This is a genomic window from Azospirillum doebereinerae (genome assembly GCF_003989665.1).
Taxonomy (GTDB): Bacteria; Pseudomonadota; Alphaproteobacteria; order Azospirillales; family Azospirillaceae; genus Azospirillum; species Azospirillum doebereinerae.
Window position 1 is genome coordinate 178,894 of record NZ_RZIJ01000008.1, and the last position, 24,254, is coordinate 203,147.

General features: G+C 68.1%; 14 protein-coding genes. 5 read left to right on the plus strand and 9 right to left on the minus strand.

Annotated features, from left to right (window positions below):
- Positions 1–353: 353 nt before the first annotated feature.
- Positions 354–1,460, minus strand: coding sequence for an HD-GYP domain-containing protein (locus tag EJ913_RS12505; protein WP_126998257.1), 1,107 nt, complete (start codon positions 1,458–1,460; stop codon positions 354–356).
- Positions 1,457–5,131 carry a PAS domain S-box protein gene (locus tag EJ913_RS12510; protein ID WP_126998259.1) on the minus strand — a complete coding sequence of 1,225 codons (3,675 nt, stop codon included), beginning with the start codon at positions 5,129–5,131 and terminating at the stop codon, positions 1,457–1,459. Before EJ913_RS12510 ends, EJ913_RS12505 begins: the two co-directional genes overlap by 4 nt.
- A 443-nt stretch (positions 5,132–5,574) precedes the next feature.
- Between EJ913_RS12510 and EJ913_RS12515 the strand changes: the two genes are divergently transcribed.
- Positions 5,575–8,178: a methyl-accepting chemotaxis protein gene (locus EJ913_RS12515; protein WP_126998261.1), complete on the plus strand. Its 2,604-nt coding sequence runs from the start codon at positions 5,575–5,577 to the stop codon at positions 8,176–8,178.
- Between the two features lie 222 nt (positions 8,179–8,400).
- Positions 8,401–12,312, plus strand: a complete 3,912-nt coding sequence (locus EJ913_RS12520; RefSeq protein ID WP_126998263.1) for a response regulator — start codon at positions 8,401–8,403, stop codon at positions 12,310–12,312.
- Positions 12,313–12,642: 330 nt separating this feature from the next.
- Here the strand turns inward: EJ913_RS12520 and EJ913_RS12525 are convergent, their stop codons facing one another.
- The 6 genes from EJ913_RS12525 to EJ913_RS12550 all read right to left on the minus strand — a co-directional run bounded on the left by EJ913_RS12525 (position 12,643) and on the right by EJ913_RS12550 (position 19,747).
- On the minus strand, positions 12,643–13,386 hold the full coding sequence (locus EJ913_RS12525) for a hypothetical protein (RefSeq protein WP_126998265.1): 744 nt from the start codon (positions 13,384–13,386) through the stop codon (positions 12,643–12,645).
- A 268-nt stretch (positions 13,387–13,654) separates the two neighbouring features.
- Positions 13,655–14,182 (minus strand): P-loop NTPase family protein, encoded by a 528-nt coding sequence (locus EJ913_RS12530; protein WP_126998267.1) that lies wholly within the window; start codon positions 14,180–14,182, stop codon positions 13,655–13,657.
- A 282-nt stretch (positions 14,183–14,464) separates the two neighbouring features.
- The gene (locus EJ913_RS12535) at positions 14,465–14,656 is read right to left on the minus strand and encodes a hypothetical protein (protein WP_126998269.1); all 192 of its coding nucleotides are present in this window, start codon (positions 14,654–14,656) and stop codon (positions 14,465–14,467) included.
- A 184-nt stretch (positions 14,657–14,840) separates the two neighbouring features.
- On the minus strand, positions 14,841–17,615 hold the full coding sequence (gene ppc / locus EJ913_RS12540) for a phosphoenolpyruvate carboxylase (RefSeq protein WP_126998271.1): 2,775 nt from the start codon (positions 17,613–17,615) through the stop codon (positions 14,841–14,843).
- 278 nt (positions 17,616–17,893) lie between these two features.
- Positions 17,894–18,727 carry a serine O-acetyltransferase gene (gene cysE, locus EJ913_RS12545; RefSeq protein WP_126998273.1) on the minus strand — a complete coding sequence of 278 codons (834 nt, stop codon included), beginning with the start codon at positions 18,725–18,727 and terminating at the stop codon, positions 17,894–17,896.
- Positions 18,728–18,763: 36 nt separating this feature from the next.
- Positions 18,764–19,747 carry a helix-turn-helix domain-containing protein gene (locus tag EJ913_RS12550; protein WP_126998275.1) on the minus strand — a complete coding sequence of 328 codons (984 nt, stop codon included), beginning with the start codon at positions 19,745–19,747 and terminating at the stop codon, positions 18,764–18,766.
- Positions 19,748–19,915: 168 nt separating this feature from the next.
- Between EJ913_RS12550 and EJ913_RS12555 the strand changes: the two genes are divergently transcribed.
- Positions 19,916–21,127, plus strand: coding sequence for a 4-hydroxybenzoate 3-monooxygenase (locus EJ913_RS12555; RefSeq protein WP_126998277.1), 1,212 nt, complete (start codon positions 19,916–19,918; stop codon positions 21,125–21,127).
- Between the two features lie 40 nt (positions 21,128–21,167).
- Here EJ913_RS12555 and EJ913_RS12560 read toward each other — a convergent pair whose 3' ends face one another.
- Positions 21,168–22,313 (minus strand): hypothetical protein, encoded by a 1,146-nt coding sequence (locus EJ913_RS12560; RefSeq protein ID WP_126998279.1) that lies wholly within the window; start codon positions 22,311–22,313, stop codon positions 21,168–21,170.
- A 281-nt stretch (positions 22,314–22,594) separates the two neighbouring features.
- Between EJ913_RS12560 and EJ913_RS12565 the strand changes: the two genes are divergently transcribed.
- Both EJ913_RS12565 and EJ913_RS12570 read left to right on the plus strand, forming a co-directional pair.
- Entirely contained in the window at positions 22,595–23,680 is a 1,086-nt protein-coding gene (locus EJ913_RS12565; RefSeq protein ID WP_126998281.1) for a hypothetical protein, read from the plus strand.
- A 204-nt stretch (positions 23,681–23,884) separates the two neighbouring features.
- On the plus strand, positions 23,885–24,253 hold the full coding sequence (locus EJ913_RS12570; protein ID WP_244939340.1) for a Lin0512 family protein: 369 nt from the start codon (positions 23,885–23,887) through the stop codon (positions 24,251–24,253).
- The last annotated feature ends 1 nt before the right edge of the window (position 24,254 follow it).

The following is a 24,254-nucleotide window of genomic DNA, read 5'->3' on the forward strand; positions in this document are numbered from 1 at the left end:
AAGGCGGATGATCTTTGAATTCGTTGCGGAGCTGTTCTCGTGCCAACGGCTGTGAACGACGCGTTCTCCACACCTCCTCCCCATGAAGGCGGGAGCTAGTGTTTCCAAGGAGAATCAAAGAAAAAAATCTGGATTCCCGTCTTCGTGGGGTGACGGTTCTTGGGCGCGCGGCCTAAAGATCCCGATGTTGGGGCGGGAGCATGGGCAGGGCGGAATGGTCATTTCCTCCGCCTGATCGCAAGGATCTGTGATTTTGTCTGACATGACAAAAGAAGAACCACCCTATGGGAAGATCCCGATGCCAGCCCAAGATCGGGCTTGGCTTCGGGACCTCCATCGGGCAACGGGGCGACTCAGTCCTCGTCCTTGTACCGCACGGAGATGTCCTGGAATTCGGCTTCCAGCGCGTCGAAGGCGTCCACCACCGCCGGGTCGAAATGGTTGCCACGCCCTTCCCGGATGATCGATGCCGCCTTGGCGTGCGGGAAGGCCGGCTTGTAGATGCGCTTGGAGATCAGCGCGTCGTACACGTCGGCCAGTGCCATCAGCCGGGCCGACAGCGGAATCGCCTCCCCCGACAGCCCGCGCGGGTAGCCGCTGCCGTCCCATTTCTCGTGGTGGCCGTGGGCGATCTCGCGAGCGATGCGCAGGAAGGCGATCTCCTCGTGGTCGCCCTCGTCGGCAACGAAGATCGCGTCATGGCCCAGTTGCGCGTGGGTCTTCATGATCGCGAATTCGTCGTCGTCCAACTTGCCGGGCTTCAGCAGGATGGCGTCGGGGATGCCGACCTTGCCGATGTCATGCAGCGGCGCCGACTTGTACAGAAGGTCGATCGTCTCCTCGTCCAACTGCGACGCGAATCGGGGATCCCGGCGCAGGTGCAGGGCCAGCGCGCGGACGTAATGCTGGGTCCGGCGGATATGATTGCCGGTCTCGTTGTCGCGGGTTTCGGCCAGCGAGGCCAGCGCCCGGATGGTCACGTCCTGCACCCGCTGCAGGTCGCGGGTCCGCTCGGCGATGCGGCGTTCGAGGGTGCGGTTCTCGTCCGACAGCGCGTGGCGGGCGTCGCGCAGCGCGATGTGGGTGCGCAGGCGGGCCAGGACCACCGGCGGCGAGATCGGCTTAGTGATGTAGTCGACCGCCCCGGCGGCGAAGCCGCGCGCCTCGTCGTGGGGCTGGCCCATGGCGGTGATGAAGATGACGGGGATGTCGGCGGTGCGCGGGTCGTCCTTGATCCGGCGGCAGACCTCCATCCCGTCCATGCCCGGCATCATCACGTCGAGCAGCACCAGATCCGGCGGCGGGTCGGCGGCCAGCCGGGCGAGCGCCTGCGGCCCGTCCTTGGCGACGCTCAGCCCGTAGCTGTCGCGCAGCAGGTCGGCCAGCAGCTTCAGGTTGATCGGCTCGTCATCGACGACCAGGACGCGCGGCTTGTCTCCGGGGGCGCGGGTGCCGGTCATGACTGTGTCTCCCTCCAGGCGTCCAGGCAGCCGCGCGCGTCGGCCAGCGCCGCCGCCGCGTCGTCGAAATCGAAATTCCCTGCGTGGCGGGCCATCGCCCCGGCCGCACCGGCGGCCGGTGAACCGGCCAGCGTCGCGGCCAGCGTCTCGGCCAGCTCGCCCGCCTCGGGATCCCCGGCGGCCAGCAGGCCGTGCAGCCGGTCCGCCAGGGCCAGCGCCTCCTCGATCCGTTCGGCCGTGAAGGCCGTCGACACGGCCTCCACCGGTTGCGGACGGCCGAGCGTGCCGATCCCGCCCACCACCACGCCGAGCGCGAGGGCCAAGCGGGCCAGCAGCTCGCCCGGCACGGCGGGCTCCTCTCCAAGGGCGGCCTGTTCGATCTGGGCGGCCAGCGCCGACAGGTCGAGCGCGCCGATGGTGGCGGCGGTGCCCTTCAGCGTGTGGGCGAGGCGCAACGCGTCGCGCCAGCGCTCCGCGTGGACGGCGTCGGCCAGCTTGACCGCCTCGTCGGCGTGGGAGCCGGCGAAGTCGGTCAGGATGCGGCGCAGCAGCGCCAGATTGCCGTTGACGTTGCGCCGCGCGACCGTCAGGTCGAGGCCGGGCAGCCGATCGGGCACGGCGGGGGGCGACGCCCCGGCCCGCGCCGGGACGGGCGCCGACGCGGCGGCGCTCGGCGCCATCCCCAGCGAGCGCGACGGCTTCAGCCAGCGGGCGAGCGTGGCGTAGAGCGCCTCCGGGTCGATCGGCTTGGAGACGTGGTCGTTCATGCCCGATTCCAGGCAATGCTCGCGGTCGCCGGCCATGGTGTGGGCGGTCATCGCGACGATCGGCATGGCGACCCGCTCCAACTGGCGGCGGATCCGCCGGGTGGTCTCGTAGCCGTCCAGGCCGGGCATCTGCACGTCCATCAGCACGAGGTCGAACTTGACCTCGCGCAGACTTTGCAACGCTTCCTCGCCGCTGCTGACGACGATGGCCTCGATCCCGACCAGTTCCAGCAGACCGCAGGCGACCTGCTGGTTGATGGCGTTGTCCTCGACCAGCAGCACGGTGCGGCCGACCAGCGCCGACAAGTCGGTGGCCTCGGCCGCGTCGCGCGGCGTCCGGCGCAGCAGATCGGCCGGGGCGGGGGCGGTATGGCCCAGCGCCATCATCACGGCGTCGAACATGGCGGACGGCGTCACCGGCTTTTCCAGCACGGAGACGGTCCGGTCCTCCAGCGCCGCGTGGACGCCCTCGGCGCCGTAGGCGGTGGTCATGATGGTCGGGGGATGCGCGCCAGGGGTCGCCCACAGCCGGCGCAGGGTCTCGATCCCGTCGAGGTCGGGCATGCGCCAGTCGAGCACCAGCAAATCCACCGGCGGCTCGGCCCCGGCCTGCCCGCGCTCCAGCCGCTCCAGCGCCGTCCAGCCGCCGCCCGCCGTCTCCACGGTCAGGCCGAAGCGCCCCAGCATGTCCGCCAGGATCGAGCGCACGGCGTCGCTGTCGTCCACCACCAGCACGCGGCGGCCCATCAGGTCGCCCGGCAGGCGGTTGTCGGTGGTGCCGGTGGCGCCGACGCGGCATTCGACGGTGAAGCGGAAGCTGCTGCCGACGCCGGGCGTGCTGTCCAGCGACACGCCGCCGCCCATCAGCTCGGTCAATTGCCGGCAGATCGCCAGCCCCAGCCCGGTACCGCCGAAGCGCCGCGTGGTCGAGGTGTCGGCCTGGGTGAAGGGCTGGAACAGGGAGGCGGCCTGCTCGGCGCTCATGCCGATGCCGGTGTCGCAGACCGCGACCTCCAGCCGGTAGGCGTCGGGAGAGCCGGCGATGCGGGCGCCGTCCACCACCACCACGACCTCGCCGTGTTCGGTGAACTTCACCGCGTTGGCGACGAGGTTCAAAATGACCTGCCCCAGCCGCAGCGGGTCGCCGACCAGGGTGTCGGGCACGCCCTCGTGCAGGTCGACGATCAGCTCCAGGCCCTTCTCGCGGATCCGGGGCTGGACGACCGCCGCGACCTCCTGCAACACCGTCCCGATGCGGAAGGGGATCGCCTCGATGGTCAGCTTGCCGGCCTCGACCTTCGAGAAGTCCAGAATGTCGTTGATGATGCCCAGCAGATTGCGCGACGAGGCCTGGATCTTGTCGAGATAGTCGCGCTGGCGGGGCGCCAGCTCCGTCTTCGCCATCAGGTGGCTGAGGCCGATCACCGCGTTCATCGGCGTGCGGATCTCGTGGCTCATGTTGGCCAGGAAGTCGCTCTTCAGCCGGTTGGCGCGGTCGGCCTCCTCCTTGGCGCGGGCGAGTTCCGCCTCGGTGCGCTTGCGGTCGGTCACGTCCTTGTGGATGCCGGTGATGCGGGTCGGCACGCCATCGGCGTTGCGCTCGGTCACCTTGCCAGCGGTCAGCAGCCACACCCAGCGCCCCGAGGCGTGCCGCATTCGGTACTCGATCTCGTAGACCGGGGATTCGCCCCGGACATGCTCGTCCAGCCGGGCCAACGTCTCGGCGCGGTCGTCGGGGTGCAGGCGCGAGAGCCAAGAGGCGCCGGTTCCTTCGACCTCGGCCCGATCGCAGCCCAGCATGCCGAGCCAATGGTCGGAGTAGTAGGCGTGGTCGGTGACCGGGTTCCAGTCCCACAGCCCGATGTTGGAGGCGTCGAGCGCGATGGCCAGCCGCTCCTCGCTCTCCCGCAGGGCCGTCAGCATGCGCTGGCGCTCGGTGATGTCCTGGAAGATGGCGACCGACCCGACGATCCGTCCGTCCTCGCGCAGCGGCACCGAGGTGATGGAGATCGGGAACATGGTGCCGTCCCGGCGGATGAAGTGGTCGCTCTCCGACCGGTAGGTCTTGCCCTGCGCTATGGAATGCAGGACCGGGCAATCCGACTTCGCCACGGGTTGGCCGGCGCCGTTCGTGTGGTGGACGGCGTCGTGGAAGAGGATGCCGCCCAGATCCTCCTGCGACCAGCCGAGCAGCCGTTCGGCCTCCGGGTTCAGGAAGGTGCAGTAGCCGTCCCGGTCGAGCGAGAAGACGCCCTCGCCCATGCTTTCGGTGATGCCCTGGAGGAAGCGGCGGCTTTCCTCCAGCGCCGCCTCCATCCGCTTGCGCAGGGTGATGTCGGTGCGGATGGCGACGTATTGCAGGGGGCGCCCGTCGCTGCCCAGTTGGGGCACGATGGTCGCCGACACCCAATAGGGCAGGCCGGACTTGGTGCGGTTGCAGATCTCGCCGTGCCAGACCTGCCCGCTGGCGATGGTGCGCCACATCTCCTTGAAAAAGGCGGAGGGGTGGTGGCTGGAGTTGACGATCCGGTGATCGTTCCCCATCAGCTCTTCGCGGCTGTAGCCGCTGATCCGGCAGAACTTGTCGTTGGCGTGGGTGATCCGGCCGCGCGCGTCGGTGATGCTGACGATGGCGTGCTGGTCCAGCGCGAATTTCAGCCGGTCCAGCTTGCGCTGCGCCGCGGAATTGGCCTCGGCGATCGCCTCCATCCGGGGGGCCTGCTGTTCGCAGGCCTCCGCGATCCGGTCGAACAGGAGGCTCGCCTCCGCCAGGAAGCGCGAGGCCGTGGGGCTCAGCCCTTCCTGATCCGCCAGGGTCGCCAACTCGCCGAGCAGCACCTGGACGTCGGCCCGCTTGCGGAGGCCGAACATGCGTTCGAACTGGCTTTGCAGAAGGGGGTGCATGCGGTCAACGCCCAGCGGTTTCGGACACGCGCGTGATGGTGCCTGTCGAGGCCGAGGCATGGCCGGCGGCGCCTGGGCGAACAACCTTCGGATGAAGGATGGGCATGAAATTCCCTAAAAACAGATTTTCATTGCGGCATGCTAGCATATCCCGCCCATTTGGCAGCCCGTTTATTACATTCGACAATAGCCATAGGTCATAATGGAGGGTTTTCATCCAGCGGAACAAAGCATCGCCAGCATCATGCAAAATATCGGTTGGGCAGCGAAATTAGGGGTGTTCCCGTAAGGAAGTGTCAACCACACTGGCGTATGATTGGCATGACCATCAATGGGTGGGGCGGCTGATAGCGGGCGCCGCCCTGTGGCCGGGGAAACGCCAAAAACGACACAACGGACGGCAAGTCCGGATCTTGGATCGACGCCGGGAGGAACAGAGCACGATGACCATCGACATCCAGTCCACGCCCGTCCAGGGCCACCGCTTCGGTGTGCGCGCCAAGCTCCTGATGGCGTTCGCCGGCATGGCCGGCATGACGGTCGCGGCCAGCGGGGTCGGCCTGACCTCGTTCTCGGCGGTGGAAGCGCCGTTGACCCGGATCGTCGGTACCAGCCTGCCGGAGATGGAACTCGCCAAGCGCTTGTCGGGCGAGAGCGGCGGCATCGCCGCCGCCGCCCCGACGCTGGACGCGGCCGAGAACCAGGGCGCGCGCGAGCGGCTGTTCGGCCAGATCATGGGGCGCGGCAAGGCTCTGGTCGGCCTGGTCGACGAGTTGGAGGCCCGCCGCCCGTCCGATCCCGTCCTGCCCGACTTGCGCGCCAAGACAACGGCGCTGATCGCCACGCTGGAGGCGGAGAATGCCGCCGTCGACCGCCGCTTGGGCCTGCGCGCGAAGCGGGAGGAGACGCTGGGCGAGTTGTCCAGGAGCTACGAGGCCTTCGCCGCCGCCCTGGCGCCGCTGACCGAGAGGGCGGGCGCCACGCTGCGCACCAAGGGCGAGGAACTGGACGCCAACACCGAGCGTGACATGAACGGGCTGAGCGACGCCGTGCGCTCGCTCATCAGCCTGTTCGAACTGCGCGGCGACATTTCCGTCGCGTCGGAGGCGATGAGCCGGGCCGGCGGCGCCGTCACCGCCTTCTCGGTCACCCAGCACCAGCAATCCTATCTGGAGGCCGCCGCCCGTCTGGTCACCGCCACCGCCCAGGTCGGCGACCGGCTGAACGCGGAGACCACCGAAGCGCTCGACGCGTTCTTCGGGCTGGGCGACGGGGCGGATGGGATCTTCGACCTGCGCCGCAAGCTGCTCGAAACCCCGGAGGCCGGGCGCGACGCGCTGACCGCCCGCATCCTCGACCGTCTGGCCGAGGCGCAAAAGCAACAGTTGGCGCTGCTCGACCGGATGGAATCGCCGCTGCTGCGGCTCAAGGCCGAGATCAAGCTGTCCAGCGTCAACATCCGCGCCCAGACGCGCGATTCCACGCAGGATCTGCTGGGCGAGGGGCTGGTCCGCTTCCGCACCTATCTGGAACTGTCCACCCATGGCAACGCCGTCAACGGCATCCTGAGCGAGGCGGCGCAGGCCGCGGACGCCCAGCGGCTGAAGACGCTGGAGGTGCGTTACGCCGCCGCCGCCAAGGAGTTGGATGACCGGATCTCCCAGTTGAAGAAGGCCGGCGACGACGGCCTGCCCAAGCTGGCCAAGGCCGCCGAGGTGCTGGCCGGTTTCGGCAAGGGTGAGCGCGGCGTGTTCGACCTGCGCCGGGCGGAACTGACGGCGATCGAGGGCAGCAACGGCGTTCTGGCCGAGAACCGCGCGCTGGCCCAGCGCTTCACCGAAACGGTGGACCGCCAGATTTCGGCGATGAAGGGGGAGGCCGACGGCGCCGCCGCCGGGGCCACCGCCGCCATCGGCAACGGCCGCATGATGATGATCCTGTTCGCCGCCGCCAGCCTGATCGTCGCCGCCGCGCTGGCATGGTTCGTGGTCGGCCGCAGCATCGTCGCCCGCATCAGCCAGTTGTCGGACGCCATGCGGGCCATCGCCGGGGGCAACCTCGACGCCCGCATCCCGCAGGCCGGTTCCGACGAGATCGGCGACATGGCCCAGGCGTTGATCGTCTTCCGGGACACGGCCAACCGCGCCAACGAGGCCAACGCGCGGGCCGAGGCCGAGCGGGGACGGGCAGCCCAGGAACGCCGCCGCGCCATGGTCGAGATGGCCGAGAGCTTCGAGACCAGCGTCCGCTCGGTGCTGGAGCGCGTTTCCCGCGCGGCCGGCGAGATGCAGGACATGGCGCAGCGCATGACCCGCAACGCCGAGACCACGACGGGAGAGGCGGCGACCGCCGCCAGCACCTCGCAGCAGGCCGAGGGCAGTGTCAAGGCGGTGGCCGCCGCGACGGAGGAGCTGTCGGCCTCGATCCAGGAGATCGGCAGCCAAGTGACCGCCTCCAGCCGGATCGCCCGCAAGGCGGCCGAGGACGCCGAGCGCACCGACCGCACGGTGGAGGGGCTGTCGACCACCGCCAACAAGATCGGCGAGGTCGTGCAGTTGATCAACGACATCGCCAGCCAGACCAATCTGCTGGCGTTGAACGCGACCATCGAGGCGGCGCGGGCCGGCGAGATGGGCAAGGGTTTCGCGGTGGTGGCGAGCGAGGTGAAGAACCTCGCCAACCAGACCGGCAAGGCGACGGAGGAGATCTCGGGCCAGATCACGGCGATGCAGGCGGTGACGCGCGAGGCGGTGGAGGCGATCCGTTCCATCGCCGGCACCATCCGCGACATCAACGAGATCGCCGCGACCATCGCGGCGGCGGTGGAGCAGCAGAGCGCCGCGACCCGCGAGATCGCCCGCAACGTGGGCGAGGCCGCCGACGGCACCCAGCACGTCCGCCACAGCATCGATTCCGTCGCGCACGCCGCGGCCGAATCGGGGCAGTCGGCGAACCGGGTGCTGACGGCCTCCTCGACGGTGGCGGACGAGGTGCGCTCGCTCGGCTCGCAGGTGGACACGCTGGTCAACCGGATGCGCGCGGGCTGAGCCCTGCAAGCCTGTTCATCGCGCGTTTCCAACCCTCCGTTCCGCGACGCCCGGCCTTCAGCCGGGCGTTTGGGTTGCGGAAACGTGATGGACGCTTCACCTTTGCGCCTATGACCACCGTGGCATTGACCCTGCCGGGCCTGCTAAAGACACTGCGTTTTGCCCACGACCAAAAATATCCGGTCGGCCAAGGATTCTTGTCGCAAGGACGACCCCTTCAGCATGCGTGATCAGGACGACACCCAGACCCTCGGTTCCCTGCGACAGACCGAGGACGCGTTGAGCGGCGGCGGCCGGATGGGGGCGATGATCCGCGCCTTCGATTGGACCACGACGCCGCTCGGCGCGCCGGAGGAGTGGCCGCAGAGCCTGAAGATCGTCATGCGGATCATGCTGCCCTCGCGCTACGCGATGTGGATGGCCTGGGGGCCGGAGCTGACCTTCCTGTGCAACGAGGTCTACCGGCCGACGCTGGGCATCAAGCAGGACCGCGCGCTGGGCCAGCCGGCCCCGGTGGTCTGGGCGGAGATCTGGGACGTCATCGGCCCGCGCATCCACCGGGTGCTGGAGACCGGCGAGGCGACCTGGGACGAGGCGCTGCTGCTCTTCCTGGAGCGCAGCGGCTTCCCGGAAGAGACGTACCACACCTTCTCCTACGGCCCGGTGCGGGGCGACGACGGCGCGGTCGCCGGCATGCTGTGCATCGTGACCGAAGAGACCGAGCGGGTGATCGGCGACCGCCGCATGCTGGCGCTGCGCGAGCTGGCCGCCGGCCTCGCCGGGATCACCGAGCTGGACGAGGTGTTCGCGACCTTCAGCCGGTTGGCCGGGGTCACCGACCGCGACCTGCCCTTTTCCCTGATCTACCTGTTCGACGAGACGGGCGAGCAGGCTCGGCTGGTCGGCTGCACCGGCTTCGCCGATGGACACGACGCGGCGCCGGAGACCATCGCGCTGGACGGCAACGGGATCTGGCCGGTCGCCGAGGTGCTGGAGCGGGGGGAGCCGGTGATGATCGGCGACCTCGATTCGCGCTTTCCCCATCTTCCGGTCGGCGCCTGGGACAAGACGCCACGGGAGGCGGTGGCGGTTCCCATCGCCCGGCAGGGCCAGAGCCGGCCGGCCGGCGTGCTGGTCGCCGGCATCAACCCGTACCGTCCCTACGCGGGCGACTACAGCGGCTTCCTGGAGCTGGTCGCCGGACAGATCGCCTCGGCCATCGCCAACGCCCAGGCCTATGAGGAGGCGAGCCGCCGGGCCGAGGCGCTGGCCGCCATCGACCGCGCCAAGACCACCTTCTTCTCCAACGTCAGCCACGAGTTCCGCACCCCGCTGACCTTGATGATGAGCCCCATCGAGGAGGTGCTGTCGCGCCCCGTCGAGGTGATCGGCGACCGCGAACGCGCCTTGCTGGAGGTTGCGCACCGCAACAGCCTGCGGCTGCTGCGTCTGGTCAACGCGCTGCTGGATTTCAGCCGGGTCGAGGCGGGCCGCGTCCAAGCCTCCTTCGAGCCGCTGGATCTGGCGGATTTCACCGCCGAGCTGGCCAGCAACTTCCGTTCCGCCTGCGAACGGGCCGGGCTGGCTTTGACGGTCGATTGCCCGCCGCTGGCGGAGCCGGTCTGGGTGGACCGCGACCTGTGGGAGAAGATCGTCCTCAACCTGATCTCCAACGCCTTCAAATACACGCTGGAGGGCGGGATCCGGGTGACGCTGTCGAACGATGGACCGGCGGTGACCTTCACGGTGCGCGACAGCGGCGTCGGCATCCCGGAAGCCGAGCTGCCGCGCGTGTTCGAGCGCTTCCACCGCATCGAGGGGCAGCACGGCCGCACCCATGAGGGCACCGGCATCGGTCTGGCCTTGGTCAACGAACTGGTCAAGCTGCACGGCGGCACCATCGCGGTGGACAGCGTGCATGGCCAGGGCAGCGCCTTCAGCGTCACGCTGCCGCTCGGCAACGCCCATCTGCCGGCCGACCGGCTGCGGGCGGAACGCGCGCGCGTCTCCACCGCCACGGGCGCCAACGCCTTCGTCGAGGAGGCGCTGCGCTGGCTGCCCGAGGAGGCGCGGGGCGGGCCGGTCGCGGCGGACGTCGCCGATCTGCCGGCCTCGACCGACGCGGCGCGGGTGCTGATCGTCGACGACAACACCGACATGCGCGACTACATGCGCCGCCTGCTGGGCACCCGCCACACGGTGGAGGTGGTCGGCGACGGCATGGCGGCGCTGGAGGCGATCCACGAACGGCGCCCCGACCTGATCCTGTCGGACGTGATGATGCCGCGCCTGGACGGCTTCGGCCTGCTGAAGGCGATCCGCGAGAGCGCGTCCTTGCGCGACCTGCCGGTGATCCTGGTCTCCGCCCGCGCGGGCGAGGAGGCGAGCGTCGAGGGGCTGTCGGCCGGCGCCGACGATTACCTGGTCAAGCCCTTCTCGGCGCGCGAGCTGATCGCGCGGGTGGACGGCGCGCTGGCGCTCGCCCGCGCCAGGCGCGAGGCGGAGGACCACCTCCGCCAAGTGAACGAAAGCCTGGAGATGCGCGTCGGCGTCGCCATCGCCGAGCGCGAGAAGGCCGAAATCCAGCTCCGCCAAGCCCAGAAGATGGAGGCCATCGGCCGGCTGACCGGCGGCATCGCCCACGACTTCAACAACCTGCTCCAAGTGGTCAGCGGCAACCTTCAGCTTCTCGCCAAGGACATCGCCGACAACCCGCGCGCCGAGCACCGTCTGCGCAACGCCCTGAGCGGCGTCACGCGCGGGGCGAAGCTGGCCTCCTACCTGCTGGCCTTCGCCCGCCGCCAGCCGCTGGAGCCCAAGGCGATCAACCTCGGCCGTCTGGTCCGCGCGCTCGACGACATGCTGCGCCGCGCGCTGGGCGAGGAGGTGGAGATCGAGACGGTCATCGCCGGCGGCCTGTGGAACACGCTGGTCGACCCGACCCAGGTCGAGAACGCCTTGCTGAACCTCGCCATCAACGCGCGCGACGCCATGGACGGGCGCGGCCGGCTGACCATCGAGGCGGGCAACGCCTTCCTCGACGACGCCTACGCCGCCCGGCACGAGGAGGTGACCGCCGGCCAATACGTCATGCTGGCGGTGACCGACACCGGCTGCGGCATGACGCCGGAGGTGATGGAGCGGGTCTTCGAGCCGTTCTTCAGCACCAAGCCGGAAGGGCAGGGCACCGGGCTCGGGCTCAGCATGATCTACGGCTTCGTCAAGCAGTCGGGCGGCCACATCAAGCTGTACAGCGAGGTAGGGCAGGGCACGACCATCCGCGTTTACCTGCCCCGCGTCCGGCAGGAGGAGGACGTCACCGCCGAGGTGGACGGCGGCCCGGTGACCGGTGGCGCCGAGACGGTGCTGGTGGTCGAGGACGACGCCGACGTGCGCGCCACGGTGATCGAGCTGCTGTCCGACCTCGGCTACCGCGTGCTGAAGGCCAAGGACGCCCAGAGCGGGCTCGCCATCGTCGAGAGCGGCGTCGCCATCGACCTGCTGTTCACCGACGTGGTGATGCCGGGACCGCTGCGCAGCCCCGATCTGGCGCGCAAGGCGCGGGAACGGCTGCCCAATCTGGCGGTGCTGTTCACCTCGGGCTACACCGAGAACGCCATCGTCCATGGTGGCCGGCTCGACGCCGGGGTGGAGTTGTTGAGCAAGCCCTACACACGGGAAGCGCTTGCCCGCAAGGTGCAGCATGTCCTGCGCAATCAGCGTCAGCGCAACCAGCCCTTGGCGGTGGTTCCCCCGCTGCCGGAAACGGCCGACGAGGCGCCGACCGGCCTGCGGATCCTGCTGGTCGAGGACGACGAGCTGATCCGTCTGGCGACGGCCGACATGCTGGGCGAGCTTGGCCACAGCGTGGTGGATGTCGGTGACGCGGAGTCGGCGCTGGAGGCGTTGGGTGATGGGCGCTTCGACGTGCTGCTGACCGACGTGAGCCTGCCCGACGGCTCCGGCTCCGATCTGGCGGTCGCCGCCGTGGAGCGGGCGGTTGGCCTGCGGGTGGTGTTCGCCACCGGCCACGACCGCGTGGCGGGCGGGGAGCGCGTGCCGGGGGCGCTGCTGCTGCGCAAGCCTTACAACGAGCACAGCCTGTCGGACGTGCTGGCGCGCGTGACGGGGTAGGGGAGACCGGGCTCGGATTGCCCCCAATCCGGCCCTTTCCCCCGCTGAGCGCCGCGGCGTGCACATATTTCGCATGCGCGAGGCGGCGGCATCCTTTGTCCACCACCAGCGTGCATGGCCTCCCGCAGAGCCGGGAGCCGTGAACGACGGGGGCGCTTGGCGGGGATGACGGAAGACCCCCTCGAAGACCCCTTCGAAGACCCTTGAATCCCATGGCCGACTGCCCTGCTTCCGAACGGGCCGCACCGGGGACGTTGGGAAATGGAACGTTTGAAACACCATGGAACGCTTTCCCGTCCCGTTCCGTGTTCCGTTCCCCCGCCCGGCGGGTCATGGGGCGCGCCGTCCGCAAGGCCCCTTGCCACGCCGCTCCTCCGCCGAGCCGAGGCTGGGGTAGGCGTCGTCGGGGTTGAGGGTCCAGGGGTAGACGCCCTTGGGACCGTCCGCTTCCGGCTGCGCCAGGATGGCGGCAACGATGGCGGGGTTAGGCCGGGTCTGTTCACGGAAGGCGCCGGGAACTGCGTCGTCGTCGTCGAAGGCGGTCAGCGGGGGCATGGACGGCGGGGGCATGGACGGCGGGGGTGCGGACGGCGGGGCGATGACGGCCTCGGCGGGTTGGGCGGTGGGCTCCGGCGGCGGGTGCCCGGCGTCGGGGCCGGGTTGGGCATGGAGGCCGGCGTCCGGTGCGGCGAACAGGCCGAGGCGGTCGGCGGCCCAGCGCACCGTCGCCGGATCGCCCGCCGACACCAGCCGCTCCACCTGCTGCGCCACCAGATCGCGCAGCGAGGACAGGCGCAGCTCGGCCTCGCGGTTCAGCGCCTGACGCTCCCACCAGACCCGGACGCGCAGGGCCTGCGAGCCGTAATAGGCCCGCCACAGCGTGGTGCGGCTACACCCCAGGGCGCGCGCGACGTGCAGGAAGGAGGAGCCGCGCGCCAGCATGCCGGCGGCCATCACCCACTGCTCCTCGGCGAAGCGCGAGCCGGGAACCAGGGAGCCCTCCGGTGGGACCGGCGGCTCCTCCGCCCAGCGGGGGAGGGCGGCGGCGGGGGTGGCGGGTGCGTCGAGGGGCATGGCGGGGCTCCGGGGCCGGCAGGAACGGGAGCGCCAAGTTATAGGTAAATTTTCCTCTTATGGAGGATTTTCGGGAAAATGCGGGTTTCGGGGGCCGACTCCGTTCGCTCTCTCTCTGGGGCCGCGGCGTGCGCAGAACGCGCATTTGCGAATAAGACACACCCTACAGACCTAAAGAGCACCTCTCCCTCAAGGGGGGCACTGCACGAAAGTGCGCAGATTGTTCACGACATGAGAACGCGGCATGAGCATAAGCTCGATATGCCTTTTATCTTTTCAGTCCCCACTGTTCATAGCATTTGTTTATTGTATTGATTGAAGATAAACGCACCTTTGGCAGGTCAATCTGATCAAACATAATTGAATACCGCTTTCGATTTTTTTGGGTTGTCACGGAAATATGGTAAATCATGTTCCATTTAACGCTATCATGACCGCCTTCCAATGCGCCACGTCTTTCGCATTCAAACCATGTTCTGCGAAAGTACCGCAACAAGCTAGCTGGCGTGGATATGTCCAACAGGATCAGGCCCGTCGCACGCAGGAAGCGCTGCGGCATGCACTTTGAATAATTTCCCTCCATAACCCAACAATCGCCGGCAATAGCGGCATCGTGAAGAGCAACGAACTCATCTATCGGGCGCGGCTTCCAATCCGTATTGGGTACGTGGTAAAGCTGATCAAGGTGAACGATCTGTAAATCACGCTTTCGCGCAATCGCCTCCGCAAGCGTAGATTTTCCGCTATTGGATGGTCCTAGAATACATATGCGTTGGCCGAGGTCCGAAAGCTGCATTTGTTGATGCCGTCACAAAAAAAGGCAATCTGATCGCGAAGATTGAGGCAATTGTAGCAACGGTTTGTGCAATGCAACAGGTTTTAGGGGGGCTGCGAAGCGATTATGCCCGTTAGCTTTCTGACGGAAGACCAAGAGCATCCTCGGCCCCCTGCCCGAGCCGGTGGCCCGTGGCGAACCGCGGCCATTGCGGCTGCCACTCGGACCCCAAGCGGTGCATGGTTGGGCAGCCACGCTACGGAAAGCCGCAGGCGCCCTTTTCCGTAGTGCTGGAAACGTCCCTCAGCGCCGATCCGGCACGGCGCCGCCCTTCACCGTCACCGGCTGCCAGATCATCGCGGCACCAGCACCGGCTCCGCAGGCCGCGCCCACGAAACCGTCCGACGCGCCGCCCTGGGTCGAGGCCGTGCCCGTGTCGCCCGCGCGTCCGGTCTCCGGCTGGGCCATGCGCTGCTGCTGAGACTGAGTGGTCATACCAATTTCTCCCTGTGAAGGCGCCGGTCTATCAGAGGTCCTGCCGGCGATCAACGGAAATTGGAACGATCTTGATCCAAACAATCCCGATGTGAACAGTACCGGTTTTGGACTTTCCGCCCTATGAAAAAAGCCCGCCCCCCGGACGAGGGGCGGGCTTCGCAGGGCGGCAAAGACTCTCCGGTCAGCCGCTGTTGCGCAGGCCGGCGGCGATGCCGTTGATGGTCAGGTGGATGCCGCGCGCGATCTGCTCGCCGCTGTCGCTGCTGCGGTGACGCTTCAGCAGCTCGACCTGGACGTGGTTGAGCGGGTCCAGATAGGGGAAGCGGTTGCGGATCGAGCGCGCCAGGAGCGGGTTGCTTTCCAGCAGCGCGGTCTGCCCGCTGATCGCCAGCAGCGCGTCGATGCTGTCCTGCCATTCCGCCCGGATGCGGGTGAAGATCGCCTCGCGCAGCGCCACGTCGGACACCAGCTCGGCGTAGCGCGAGGCGATGGCGATGTTCGACTTCGCCAGCACCATGTCCATGTTGGACAGCAGCGTGCGGAAGAAGCCCCAGTCGCGGTGCATCGTCCGCAGCCGCTCCATCCCGTCGTCGGGATGGTCGGCCAGCCACGCCTTGACGGCGGAGCCGAAACCGTACCAGCCCGGCAGCATCAGGCGGCACTGCGCCCAGCTGAACACCCAGGGGATCGCGCGCAGATCCTCGATGCTGGTCGATTTCTTGCGCGACGCCGGACGGCTGCCGATGTTCAGGTTGGCGATCTCGCCGATCACCGTCGATTCCCAGAAATACTTCTCGAAACCCTCGGTCTCGTAGACCAGCCCGCGATAGGCGCTGAAGGCGTGGGCCGACAGCTCCTCCATCGTCGCCAGGAAGACCTCCTCGCAGGGCGCGGCGGCCTCGGGGTGGAGCAGGGTGGCTTCCAGCGTCGCGGCGGCCAGGGTCTCCAGGTTGCGGCGGCCGACCTCGGCGTTGGAGTATTTGCCGGCGATGACCTCGCCCTGCTCGGTGATGCGGATGGCGCCCTGCACGGCGCCCGCCGGCTGGGCCAGGATCGCCTGGTAGCTGGGTCCGCCGCCCCGGCCGACCGAGCCGCCCCGGCCGTGGAACAGCCGCAGCCGCACCTTGTGCCTGGCGAAGACCTCGACCAGCGCGATCTCGGCCTTGTACAGCTCCCAGCCGGAGGTGAGGAAGCCGCCGTCCTTGTTGCTGTCGGAATAGCCCAGCATGACCTCCTGCAAACCGCCGCGGCTTTCGATGAAGCGGCGGTAGACGGGCAGGGACAGCAGGCGGTCCATGGTGGCGGCGCTGTTGCGCAGATCGCCGATGGTCTCGAACAGCGGCGCAATGTTGAGGTCGAGCGCGCCGTCCTTCGGGCGCAGCAGCCCGGCCTCCTTCAGCAGGACCGCGACCTCCAGGATGTCCGACACGCCGTCGGTTTTGGAGATGACGCAGTTCACCACGGCGTCGTTGCCCAGCCGCGCGCGGTTCTCGGCGGCGGTGCGCAGGATCGCCAGTTCCGACTTGGTCTCGTCCGAGTAATCGGCGTAGTTCGAGGCCAGCGGGCGGTTGGTCTGCAATTCGGTCAGCAGCCGCTCGATCCGCTCGTCCTCCGACAGCTCGGTGTAGCGGATGTCCGGGTCGGCGAAGGCCAGCAGTTCCGCCACCGTGCGCTCGTGCACGTCGGAGTTCTGGCGCAGGTCGAGGCTGGCGAGGTGGAAGCCGAACAGCGCCACCGCCCGGCGCAGGCTGCGCAGGCGTCCCTTCGCCAGCGCCGCCGAGCCGTTGACGGTCAGCGAGCGGTCGAGGATGTCGAGATCGGCCCGCAGCTCCGCCGGGGTGGCGTAGGGCGGGGCGTCGCCCAGCGCGTGGCGCTCCGCCTCATGCCCGTCCAGCAGCCGCGCGGTCGCCGCCAGCCGGGCGTAGATGCCGGAGATGGCGCGGCGGTAGGGCTCCAGGTTGCGGTGCGGCGAGGTGTCGGGCGACCGCTCGGCCAGTTGGCGCAGCGGCTCCGACACGGCTATGACGCGGGTGCTGAGCGACAGCTCGGCGCCCAGGCTGTGCAACTCGTCGAGGTAGAAGCGCAGCGCCCGCGTGCTCTGCATGCGCAGGGCCTGTTGCAGCACCGGCGCGACGACGAAGGGGTTGCCGTCGCGGTCGCCGCCGATCCAGCTGCCCATGCGCAGGAAGGACGGCAGCTCCGTCGTGGCCCAGCTCGGGTCCATCTTGCGGAGCTGGTCCTCCAGCGCCCCGTAGAAGCGCGGCATCTCGCGCAGGAAGGTGTAGTCGTAGAAGGTCAGCCCGTTGGCGACCTCGTCGGTCACCGCCAGCTTGGTCCAGCGCAGGATCGAGGTCTGCCACAGCGTCAGGACCGAGCGTTGCAGCCCTTCGAGATTCGCCTGCTCCTCCTCCTCGGTCATGGGGCCGCGCTCGCGCTCGGCCAGCAGGCGGGCGAGGTCCATCTGCACGGTCAGGATGCTCTTGCGCTGCACCTCGGTCGGGTGGGCGGTGAGCACCGGGCTGACCAGCGCGGTCTCGAAGAAGGCCTGGAGCTGCTGGGTGGTGACGCCGGCCTTGCGGGCCTCGTCGAGCGCGTGCGCCATGGTGCCGTCGCGCGGCGCCGATCCGGCCAGCGCGTGGGCGCGGGTGCGGCGGATGTGGTGCTGGTCCTCGGCGATGTTCGACAGGTGCGAGAAGAAACTGTAGGCGCGGACGACGCGCGCCGTCTGCGGCGGCGACAGGCTGTTGAGGATGCCTTCCAGCTCGCGCCGCGCGCCCTGGTCCTCGTCGCGGTGGAAGCGGATCGAGGTCTGGCGGATGCGCTCGACGATGTCGAAGACCGCTTCGCCTTCCTGGCTGCGCACGGTATCGCCCAGGATTCGGCCGAGAAGACGGATGTCGTCGCGCAGCGGAAGGTCCTTCTCGGGTTCTTCCTGGGTGAGCACGATGGCTGACATGGGCGATGGTTTCCTAAGGCAGGCGTGGACGGGATCGGTGGCGGGCTGTGATCAAAGAAACAGCAAGATCCGGTCTGCGTGGAAAACGATCAGACCAACCCCCACAGAATGCCTATTCCTGTTCAAGTTTCAACCATCCGTGCGCGGATGCAGCATATTTTCCATAATGTTGATTATGTGTTTTTATGCGCTCCTCGCGGCAGGGGGCTGACGGCGTCCATGCCGGACTCCGGCGACCCCCGCTCCGGCTCCGGCTCCGCGCGGCCCACGCCTCAGCCTCAAATGCTGTAGTCGCCCTGTTGCAGGCTCTGGTCCATGCTGAGGGCTGGCGCCACCTCGTCGCGGCACCAGCCGACGATCCGCGCCGGGATGCCGGCCACGGTCGCGCAGCCGGGAACGTCCTTCAGCACGACGCTGCCGGCGCCGACCTTGGCGTGGGCGCCGACCACGATGTTGCCCAGAACCTTCGCCCCGGCCGCCAGCAGCACGCCGTCGCGGACCTTGGGGTGGCGGTCGCCGTGCTCCTTGCCGGTGCCGCCCAGCGTCACGTTCTGGAGAATCGACACGTCGTTGCCGATCACCGCCGTCTCGCCGATCACCACCCCGGTGCCGTGGTCGATGAACACCCCGCGCCCGACCGGAACCGCCGGGTGGATGTCGACCGCGAAGGTCTCCGACACCCGGCTTTGCAGGAAATGCGCAAGGTTGTGGCGCCCCTGCCCCCACAGCCAATGGGCCACGCGGTGCCATTGCAGCGCGTGGTAGCCCTTGAAGTACAGGAACGGGGTCAGGCAGCTGTCGGCCGCCGGGTCGCGCGCGAGAATGGCGGCGAGGTCGGCGGCGGCGGACTGCACGATGCCGGGGTCGGCCTCCATGGCGGCCTCGACGGTCACCGCCAAACGGTCGGCCGGCATCACCCGGTCGGTCAGCTTGCGCACCAGCAGCGCCGCCAGGGCCGAGCCGAAACAGTCGTGGGACAGCACGGATTCGTTCAGGAAGACGCGCAGGGTCTTTTCCTCCGCCGCGACGCGGGTCGCGTCGGCGCAGAGGGTCCGCCACAAATCCTGTCCGACCGGCGACGGGTCGCGCACCGCAAGGCCGAGGGTGTCCATCCGTTGCGTCTTTCCCAGCCAAACCATCACGAAACGCTACTGTGGTGACGACGCCCCATCCGGGTCAAGCCCGTTGCCGTCAAGGCTGCCCCCCGGCGGCGGCGCGGACCCGTCGTCGGCGAGATGCGCCCGCCGGAACGCGTGGGGCGACCGGCCGTCCCGCTTGGCAAAGAACCGCGAGAAATAGGCCGGATCCTCGAAGCCCAGGGCGTAGCCGATCTCCGCCATGCCGAGCCCCGTGTAGGTCAGCGACCGCTTGGCCTCCAGCATCACGCGGGCGTGGACCAGTTGCAGGGTGGAGCGGCCGGTGACCCGCCGGCAGGCGGCGTTCAGACGCCCCGCCGTGACGCCCAGCGCGCCGGCGTAGCGCTCGACCGGCCAATGCTCGCGGAAACGCTCGTCGATGAGGGGACGCAGCCGGGCGAGCAGCCGCACGTCGGGCGACCGCCCCCGCCCCGCCCCGCCGGCCGCCGCGATGGTCTCCGCCGCGATCAGCCGTGCCGCCGTCACCAGCATCAGCGTCACATGCGCCGCGATGGCGCTGGCGCGGCCGAGATGATGGGCGCGGAATTCCTCTGCGATGGCGGCGAAGGCGCGCTCCAGCGCCGGCCGGTCCGGCGCGGCGGGGTCGAGGTCGCGGGCGAAGGGCAGCGCGAGCGCGGCGCGCAGTTCCGCCTCATGGATCGCGGCCAGCACGCCGCCGAGAAAGCCTTCCGACAAGGTCAGCACCTGCCCGTCGGTGCCGGGATCGAAGCGGAAGCCGTGCACCACCTGCGCGGGAACCGCGATCAGGGCGGGCGCGCGGAACACCCAGTCGGTGGCGTCCACCGTCAGCCGCCCTCCCCCTTCGGTCACCAGCAGCGTGTGGCTCAACCCGTCGTGGCGGTGGGGCTGGACCTCCCAATTGTGCAAGCGCATGCGCTCCGGGATGGTCTCGATGTGGACGAAACGCAGCTCCGGCACGGCGTGCGGTTCGCCGTAAAGCCAGTAGCGCGGGATCGGTTCGCCGTTTGCGGTCATGACGGATGGTTCGGCCGGGGAATGATGGAAAGTACAAGATTTCTGCCGGTTCGTCTATGTCCGGCCGGGTGGGGGGGGCGGTTAGGATGGAATCCTGACGATTGACGTGCCGAACCATCCGGGAAACGGCGCGCATCCATGAAATCCATGCGTGAGGAGACGAGAGACATGGCGGCATCCACCAGCACCCAGACCTCCAACCGGACCCAGGTCGGCATCGTCGGTGCCGGCCCGGCCGGGCTGTTCCTGGCGCATCTGCTGCGCCGCCAGGGCATCGACTGCGTCGTTCTGGAAAGCCGCAGCCGCGCCGAGATCGAGGACACCATCCGGGCCGGGGTGCTGGAGCAGTGGGTCGTCGACCTGATGAACCAGATGGGCCTCGGCGACCGGATGATGCGGGAGGGGCATTTCCATTCCGGCATCACCCTGCGCTTCAACGGCGAGAGCCACCACATCGACATGGCCGGGCTGACCGGCGGCAAGCGGGTGACCGTCTACGCCCAGCACGAGGTGATCCGCGATCTGGTCGCGGCGCTGCTGGAGGACGGTGGGGAGATCCTTTTCGGCGTGTCCGACGTGCAGTTGCACGGCGTGGAAAGCGACCGGCCGAGCATCGCCTTCCGCCGCTCGCCGGACGGGCCGCTGGAGGCGCTGCGCTGCGACTGGATCGCCGGCTGCGACGGCTTCCACGGGCCGAGCCGCCAAGCGATTCCCAAGGCGGTCCGCAACGAGTTCCAGGTCGTCTATCCCTTCGGCTGGCTCGGCATCCTGACCGAGGCGCCGCCCTCGCACCCCGAGCTGATCTATGCCAACCACGAGCGCGGCTTCGCCCTGCTCAGCACCCGCTCGCCCGAGGTGCAGCGGCTCTACATTCAGTGCGACCCGAAGGACGACATCGCCAACTGGTCCGACGACCGCATCTGGTCGGAGTTGCACGCCCGGCTGGAGGACCGCGACGGCTGGACGCTCACCGAGGGGCGGATCTTCCAGAAGGGCATCATCGCCATGCGCAGCTTCGTCTGCGAGCCGATGCGGCACGGCCGCCTGTTCCTGGCCGGCGACGCCGCGCACATCGTGCCGCCGACGGGGGCCAAGGGGTTGAACCTCGCCGTCGCCGACGTGCTGGTGCTGTCGCGGGCGCTGGACGCCTTCTACAAGTCCGGGCGGACCGATGGGCTGGAGGCGTACAGCGCCGTGTGCCTGCGCCGCATCTGGAAGGCCGAGCGCTTCTCCTGGTACATGACCACCATGCTGCACCGGAACCCGGCCGAAACGCCGTTCGAGCAGCGCGTCCATCTGGCCGACCTGGATTACGTGGTCTCGTCGCGGGCGGCGATGACCGCGCTGGCCGAGAACTATGTGGGGCTGCCGATGGACTGATCCGGCGGCGGCCCCTCCGCGCCGGTCCTACCCTATGCCGTCACGCCAATTGCGCCGTATCGCTCTTGTTTTGGGCGGTGCCGGTCTTCAGGGACTGGACCAGGGAAATCGACACGGTGTCGGACGCGTCGTCGTCCTTGCCAGACAGGGCGCCAAGGATGCCCGTGGCCTTCGTTCCGCCACCCTCCAGCGCCGCCGCCAGCATGGCCGCCGCCTGCTGGGCGTTGCCCGGATCGGTGGCGGGCGTCGCGGCCGTGGCGGACGTCTTGGCGGATGCGGATGCGGAGTCCGGTGCCGGCGTGGCGGAGGCCGCCGCCGTCAGGACCGTTTCCGTGGGCTTCGCGGCTGTGGCGGAAGTCTTGGCCGCCGGAGCATCGGTCTCCACCGTCGGAGCCGCCGCTCCGGCCGCCCGGCCGATGCCGGGGATGTCGACCGTGGCCGCGAAATCCTTGAACGCGCTGCCGAAAACACGCGCGTTGAAACCAAGCGACGCCAGCTTCTGCTCCGCCGCGTTGCCTTTTTCCGAATAGAGAGCGGTGAGGCCGTCCTCCGTCGCCCGACCCGCCATCGCCGCGTCGAAGCCCTTTGCGTTCTTGGTGAAGCCGTCGGCGTTGAAAAGAACCGAGTTGTCGCCCTCCGCTTCCCCGCTCGACGCACGGATCGATGTCAGCGTCTCGTCCAGCTTCTTCTGAGCGGGCGCAAGCTTGGCCTGAACCTCCTCCATGGAGATCTCGCCGCGCTCCTGCGACGCTTGCAGATCGGCGAAGGTCTTGCCGAACTCCGCCCGCGCCGCCCCCATGCGGTCGCCGGATGTCTGCAGATTGTTCCAAGCGCTTTCCTTGGCGCTCTGCATCTGCTTGTCCTGGTCGTCCTGGGGGCGTTCACGGGTGTAGCGGCCGAAGGTGGCCTTCGTCGCCAGGGACCGCAAACCAAGCACCGCGTCGTCCGCGCTGATCTGGCCGGAGTTCACGAGGTTTTCGAGCGTACCGCGCGCCTTGGGATCGAGATGCTTGAACGCGTCGGCGGCGACACCGCTCAACGCGTGTCCGAGCTTGCTGACCGCCACGCTGTCGGTCGAACCGCCCGACGGCTTGAAGAGCGATGCTGCGCTGCCGGACGACGAGGTTGTGACGGCCTTCCACTGCACCGACGACGACGTGCTTCCGAATGCGGTCGCGTTGATCATGGTAACGGCCTCCGGTTTGTGTCCCAATGGGATGGCGACAGGATCGGTTGGGAACGTTTAAAAATAGACAGATCTGAAGTTTCGATCAATAAAAGAGCCGATATGCCTTGAAGGATCCGTGACATACTCGTGTATTGCTGCTTCAGAAATATAGTTAGCTATCTAATTATTTTTTATGATTTGTGTTGTTGGTAATTTAATTTAAAATTATCCACTCGTCGATCCTATTTATTAACCCACTCTTGATCTTGTTCTCTATTTTCGAAGGAGGTTTTTTGGCCATGGCAAACAATACGATCGGCTCTTTTGCGTCGACTGCGACGGTTTCCCAATGGAAAGCGGTCTCGACGGGAAAGAATGGGGCGGACATGGCTGCCACCGCAACCGGCGCGAAGGGAGACGTCGTTTCGGTCAGCAAACTCGGTCAAGCCTTGACCGGTGCCGCCGCGGACGTCTTCAAGCATCTCGATTCCAAGGCACGGGACATGTTGGGCGGGTTCGTCGCGAATGGCAGCATGACGGCGGACGACGTGGCGCTCGGCCTGCGGTCGCTGGCGACGAGCGCCGCCTTCGGACGCTTTTCGCGCGAGCGACCGCAGGATGACCAGGATCGTGCCGGCGCGGCGGCGCAGACGGCGCTCGACAACGCGTTCCTGAAGAAGACCAAGGCACTGGACGATCTCAACCAGCGGGTAAGCGACGTCACGAGACGCTACGAGGGCAAGGAGATTTCGGCGGAAGAGATGAACGCGCTGATGCCGGACGTGCGCGGAATCAGCGCCGGCATCAACGCCGAGCAGAAAAAGGCCCTCGGTGGAGAGACCGATGCCATTCAGACGGGGTTGGTGAACACCGGTCTTTCAAAAAACATGGCGATGTTCTCGAAGCTGTCCTTCGGGCAATCCGAGGACGGCCTGCTGTCCCTCGACGACGCCAAGGGAAGCGCCGCCGCACAAAAACTGTCCAGCCTCGGCTTCTCCCCCGTCAACTACCGGGATGCGCTTGAGCAATACGCATCGGAACTCGACATTCCGGGCATCGGTCGCGGCACCCAACCGGCGGAGCCGGCTCCCACCACGGCGACCACGGCGACCACATCCTCTCAACCGGCCGCCAGTCCGGCGACAACGAATCCGCCGCCTGCTGCGACCGCAGCCGTTTCGAAACCAGCGGCTCCCATCGATCCCGGCAACGCCAGGGCGGCAGCGTCGATGTTGCAAGCCGCGCTGGACAAGGGAAACGAGAAGGCGTCGGACAGCGCTCTGTCGAACACGAACAAAGCGGAGGACGCTGCACTGAGCGCGCTTACCCAGGCGCTCAAGACTGGGATCAGCCAAGAGAAGAGCGACCAGAACCTGGTCATCTGAAGCGGAAGGTGGACCGGCGGTGGATTTCCATCCTCACCAGTCCGGTCCCGCCGAGGACGTTCGTGAGGCGATGGTCCGCGACCATTGATGCACATTGGCCTCCACGCTCTTTCCGGACGGTGGAAAAGCGCGGAATCGGCCTGTCGCGGCGTGGGCGCCTCGGGCACTCTGCCCGGACCAACGGCGTGGATGGAAGGAACGGCCATGAGCGCGGCCATGAAACAGGTGATGTTCGTCGAACTCGGCATGGGTGTGGACCTGCACGGGCAGGACGTCACCAAGGCGGCGGTGCGCGCCGTGCGCAACGCCATCGAGCGCAACTCCATGCCGGGGATGCGGGCGCTGGTGAACGGCGACACCAGCAAGATGCGGGTGCGTGTCCACCTTGCGGTGCCGGCCGATGCGGAGAAGCTGGACCAGGAGGCCGTCCGCGCCGTCTTCCCCTACGGCGACGTGTCGATCACCGTCGACTCGGGCGGCATGCTGGCGCCGAGCGGCATCTTCCTGGCCGACAAGGACGACCGCAACGAACTGATCTACGTCGTCAACGCCGCCATCGAGGTGGGAATCTGAC

Bases quoted from the DNA above. Each gene is read 5' to 3' on its own strand.
- EJ913_RS12505 (WP_126998257.1), bottom strand. From the start codon at position 1,460: ATGACCGGCACCCGCGCCCCCGGAGACAAGCCGCGCGTCCTGGTCGTC.
- EJ913_RS12510 (WP_126998259.1), bottom strand. From the start codon at position 5,131: ATGCACCCCCTTCTGCAAAGCCAGTTCGAACGCATGTTCGGCCTCCGC.
- EJ913_RS12515 (WP_126998261.1), top strand. From the start codon at position 5,575: ATGACCATCGACATCCAGTCCACGCCCGTCCAGGGCCACCGCTTCGGT.
- EJ913_RS12520 (WP_126998263.1), top strand. From the start codon at position 8,401: ATGCGTGATCAGGACGACACCCAGACCCTCGGTTCCCTGCGACAGACC.
- EJ913_RS12525 (WP_126998265.1), bottom strand. From the start codon at position 13,386: ATGCCCCTCGACGCACCCGCCACCCCCGCCGCCGCCCTCCCCCGCTGG.
- EJ913_RS12530 (WP_126998267.1), bottom strand. From the start codon at position 14,182: ATGCAGCTTTCGGACCTCGGCCAACGCATATGTATTCTAGGACCATCC.
- EJ913_RS12535 (WP_126998269.1), bottom strand. From the start codon at position 14,656: ATGACCACTCAGTCTCAGCAGCAGCGCATGGCCCAGCCGGAGACCGGA.
- ppc (WP_126998271.1), bottom strand. From the start codon at position 17,615: ATGTCAGCCATCGTGCTCACCCAGGAAGAACCCGAGAAGGACCTTCCG.
- cysE (WP_126998273.1), bottom strand. From the start codon at position 18,727: ATGGACACCCTCGGCCTTGCGGTGCGCGACCCGTCGCCGGTCGGACAG.
- EJ913_RS12550 (WP_126998275.1), bottom strand. From the start codon at position 19,747: ATGACCGCAAACGGCGAACCGATCCCGCGCTACTGGCTTTACGGCGAA.
- EJ913_RS12555 (WP_126998277.1), top strand. From the start codon at position 19,916: ATGGCGGCATCCACCAGCACCCAGACCTCCAACCGGACCCAGGTCGGC.
- EJ913_RS12560 (WP_126998279.1), bottom strand. From the start codon at position 22,313: ATGATCAACGCGACCGCATTCGGAAGCACGTCGTCGTCGGTGCAGTGG.
- EJ913_RS12565 (WP_126998281.1), top strand. From the start codon at position 22,595: ATGGCAAACAATACGATCGGCTCTTTTGCGTCGACTGCGACGGTTTCC.
- EJ913_RS12570 (WP_244939340.1), top strand. From the start codon at position 23,885: ATGAGCGCGGCCATGAAACAGGTGATGTTCGTCGAACTCGGCATGGGT.